General features: G+C 58.6%; 3 protein-coding genes. 2 read left to right on the forward strand and 1 reads right to left on the reverse strand.

Annotated elements, in window-relative coordinates:
• Positions 1-153, reverse strand: a 153-nt coding sequence (locus AC1DVH_RS30395; RefSeq protein WP_477756912.1) for a hypothetical protein, incomplete at its 3' end; no start/stop codon positions are given.
• A 245-nt stretch (positions 154-398) separates the two neighbouring features.
• On the opposite strand from AC1DVH_RS30395, the gene AC1DVH_RS30400 reads away from it, so the two are divergent.
• Positions 399-1,343, forward strand: coding sequence for a lysophospholipase (locus tag AC1DVH_RS30400; protein ID WP_477756911.1), 945 nt, complete (start codon positions 399-401; stop codon positions 1,341-1,343).
• A gap of 41 nt (positions 1,344-1,384) precedes the next feature.
• Complete coding sequence (locus AC1DVH_RS30405) at positions 1,385-1,855, forward strand: MaoC family dehydratase (RefSeq protein ID WP_477756913.1); 471 nt, start codon at positions 1,385-1,387, stop codon at positions 1,853-1,855.
• Positions 1,856-1,858 lie beyond the last annotated feature (3 nt).

Genomic DNA, 1,858 nt, shown 5'->3' on the forward strand with positions numbered 1-1,858 from the left:
GGTCAGGGTCACGCCCATGTTGCTGAACGCCGGGCGATCAGCAAACTTCTTGCAGGAACGCTCGAACACCTCGATTACCGACTTGTAGGCTCCCAGATCGATATCCATGGGCACGCCGGCCGGGCGTTTGTCATTCCAGAAATCAGGTTGCATTGTTGTTGTCCTCTTTACCTGAATCTATCCGGGGCCACTTTTCTGTCACTTTTCAAAAAAAATGCAAAAAGCGGAGCTTCACGGACACTAGCAGTTATGACGTAGCAGGCAAATATGCCCACAGTCGTCATTGATCGTATGAATCTTCTTGCCGTGGCGTAGGCTGATCAGACGCCCAGCCAAGGATGCGCTATAAACTGCAACGAGCTGTTTGCGACCAGGYAGCCTCATGCAAAGGAACCGCCATGATCCATGACACTTTCTGGCTGACCACGAGCGACCACAGCCGCCTCTTCGTCAACCAGTGGCTTCCCGACGGCAGCCTCAAGGCAATGATTCTGCTGGCCCACGGCATGGCCGAACACAGCGGTCGCTACGGCCCCCTTGCGCAAAAGCTCTGTGATCAGGGCTATGGCGTGTGCGCGCCGGACGTGCGTGGACATGGCAAAACTGCCGAAAACGGGACGCTCGGACATTTCGCCGATGACGATGGCTGGTGCAAGGTCGTGAGCGACCTGGCCTGCCTCAACCAGCACATCGGCCAGCAGTACCCTGGCGTCCCGATCGTGCTGCTCGGTCACAGCATGGGCAGTTACATCGCCCAGGCCTATCTGCTGCACCACAGTGCCAGCCTGCACGGGGCAATCCTCAGCGGCTCGAACTTCCAGCCTGTGGCGCTTTATCGCGCGGCACGGCAAATCGCCCGTTTCGAACGCCTGCGCCAGGGCCGCAAAGGCCGCAGCGCCTTGATCGAATGGCTGTCGTTCGGCTCGTTCAACAACAAATTCACACCGGCACGCACGCCGTTCGACTGGCTCAGCCGTGATCCGGCGCAGGTCGATCTGTACGTCAACGACCCGCTCTGTGGTTTTCGCTGCACCAATCAACTGTGGATCGATTTGCTCGGTGGCTTGCAGCAAATCAGCAAAGCGTCCAATCTCGCCCAGATCGACCCGGGCCTGCCGTTGCTGGTGATTGGCGGTGAATGTGATCCGGTGAGCGAAGGCAAACGTCTCAAGGATCTTGCCGACGCGTTGCGGGCGGCCGGCAGCCAGCACCTGCAACTGACCGTTTACCCGCAGGCGCGGCACGAACTGTTCAATGAGAGCAACCGCGATGAAATCATCGCCGATGTGCTGAACTGGATCGCACAGGCCTTGAGCACTCCTCGGCCGCACCGATCCGAATAACGTTTTGTGAATTTTCTTATTCGTCACAGGAATCGAGACAGATKACCCAGGTTACCAACACCCCTTACGAAGCCCTCGAAGTCGGCCAGACCGCCAGTTTCAGCAAGACCGTCGAAGAGCGCGACATCCAGTTGTTCGCCGCGATGTCCGGCGATCACAACCCGGTGCACCTGGATGCCGACTACGCCGCCAGCACCATGTTCAAGGAGCGCATCGCCCACGGCATGTTCAGCGGCGCGTTGATCAGCGCAGCGGTCGCCTGCGAATTGCCTGGACCGGGGACCATCTACATCGGCCAGCAAATGAGCTTTCAGAAACCGGTAAAGATCGGCGACACCCTGACCGTGCGCCTGGAAATCCTGGAAAAACTGCCGAAATTTCGCGTACGCATTGCCACGCGCGTGTTCAACCAGCGCGATGAACTGGTGGTGGATGGCGAGGCGGAAATCCTCGCACCACGCAAACAACAGAGCGTGACCTTGACCACGCTGCCGGCGATCAGCATCGGCTAACCC

Source organism: Pseudomonas sp. P4_C3 (assembly GCF_056402075.1).

What these genes read in the sequence shown, in the direction of transcription:
- AC1DVH_RS30400 (WP_477756911.1), top strand. Translation starts at nt 399, where the DNA reads ATGATCCATGACACTTTCTGGCTGACCACGAGCGACCACAGCCGCCTC.